Raw genomic sequence first — 1,560 nt, 5'->3', positions numbered from 1 at the left:
GGACCCCTGGCCGGTGGCCTGTACCGCGGCGACGGTCCCGGCGTCGATGGGGGGCGGCGCCGTACGGGTCCCGGGGTACGCCGCCGGGGGGGCGGCCACACCGGCCGCGGCCGCCCCGCTGCCGGAGGCCGGGGCGGCCGGGGCGGCCGGCGCGGCGGCGGGCTTGCTCTGGGCCGAGGGGGTGGACGTGGGGGTGCCGGTCGCGGCGGTGGCCATTCCCCCCGCGGTCGCGATGACCGCGGCGGTGGCGGTGATGATCATGATCGGGCGGATACGCATGAATCCGTGTCCTTTCCTGCGGGCGTCCGGTTGATGCCCGCGCCCCTGTACGCCTCCCGACGCCGGACCGGTCGCACCCCGCACATGTGATCCAGGTCACAGGCCTCCGGTGCGACCCTGGGGCGGCGCTCGTGCGTACAGGGCGGGAGGCTCCACCCAGGACGCACGGCTGACCCGCCGAGGCCGAGGAGTGCTTCCTCGCGCACCGCCCGTGCCGCGAGCTGACGGACAGCCCCGGAGGAGAGGCCCTTGATGACGCCACAGGAGTTCGACGCGTTCTACGCGGCGTCCTTCTCCCGCCTCACCGGGCAGCTCTACGCGATAACCGGCAACTGGTCCGAAGCCCAGGACGTGGTCCAGGAGGCCTTCATCCGCGCCTGGGACCGAAGGCGCACCTTCGACCCGGGCAACGCCCCGGAGGCATGGATCCGGACCACGGCCCGGCGGCTGGCCCACTCCCGCTGGCGACGCCTGGCCCGGGGCCTGCACCTGGCCGGACGCCACCACTGCCAGGAACCATCCCCCGTCGAGCCGCCCACCGAGGAGCACCTGATGCTGGTCACCGCGCTCCGCGACCTGCCCGAAGCACAGCGGATCGCCCTGGTCCTGCACCACATGTGCGACCTCTCCGTCGAGCAGGTCGCGGCCGAGACCGGCGCCGGCATCAGTACCGTCAAGAGCCGCCTCGCCCGCGGCCGGACCGCGCTCGCGGCCAGACTCTCCGACCGGACCCCGACCAGCGAGGAAGGAAGACTCCGTGTCTGACCCCGTCCACGACAGCCTCGACGACCGGCTGCGGCTGCTCGGCACGCAGATGCCCGCACCTGCCCTGCCCGCTGCGGAGATCCGCAGACGCGCCGACCGGCGCCGGCACCGCCGACACGTCCTCGGCGCGACCGCGGCCTGCACCGCGGCGGCCCTGTGCCTGGCGCTCCCGTCCGTGCTGAACTCGCCGGGGCCACAACACCCACCGGCACCACAACAGGGACCAGCCACCACGGGCACCCCCTCCGTGCCGGCCTCCCCCCACCCCCCGGCGGCTTCCACCGTCACCAGCACGGCGACGACCCCGATCGACGCCGGGACCGTCGCCGAGATCCTGGCCTCCTGCCTGGGCTCCGAGGCGTCGAAGTACCACGCGGTGATCGGGGTCCGTGCTCCCGTCGCCTCGCCGGGCACCGACGGCGTGGTCGTCGCCGTCGACTCCGCCGGCCAGTACGTGCAGTGCGAGTCGAAGGGCGACAAGGGCAACAGCATGTCCTCGCCCGCGACGTTCATCAA

2 protein-coding genes and 1 pseudogene are annotated in these 1,560 nt (G+C 74.3%); 2 read left to right on the top strand and 1 reads right to left on the bottom strand.

What is annotated here, in order from left to right; genetic code table 11:
* Nucleotides 1-279: hypothetical protein (locus tag ACFU6K_RS38630; RefSeq protein ID WP_380671288.1), on the bottom strand; the 279-nt coding region annotated here is incomplete at its 3' end.
* A 252-nt stretch (nt 280-531) separates the two neighbouring features.
* Here ACFU6K_RS38630 and ACFU6K_RS38625 point away from each other — a divergent pair.
* Entirely contained in the window at nt 532-1,044 is a 513-nt protein-coding gene (locus ACFU6K_RS38625; RefSeq protein WP_380671286.1) for a SigE family RNA polymerase sigma factor, read from the top strand.
* Nucleotides 1,037-1,560 (top strand): annotated as a pseudogene (locus ACFU6K_RS38620) (hypothetical protein); the annotation flags it as partial. The gene ACFU6K_RS38625 and the pseudogene ACFU6K_RS38620, both read left to right, overlap by 8 nt.

This window comes from Kitasatospora sp. NPDC057512 (genome assembly GCF_042802135.1).
Lineage (GTDB): Bacteria > Actinomycetota > Actinomycetes > Streptomycetales > Streptomycetaceae > Kitasatospora.
Note: the sequence above shows the minus strand (reverse complement) of the source record. Positions and strands in the feature narration are given on the sequence as shown.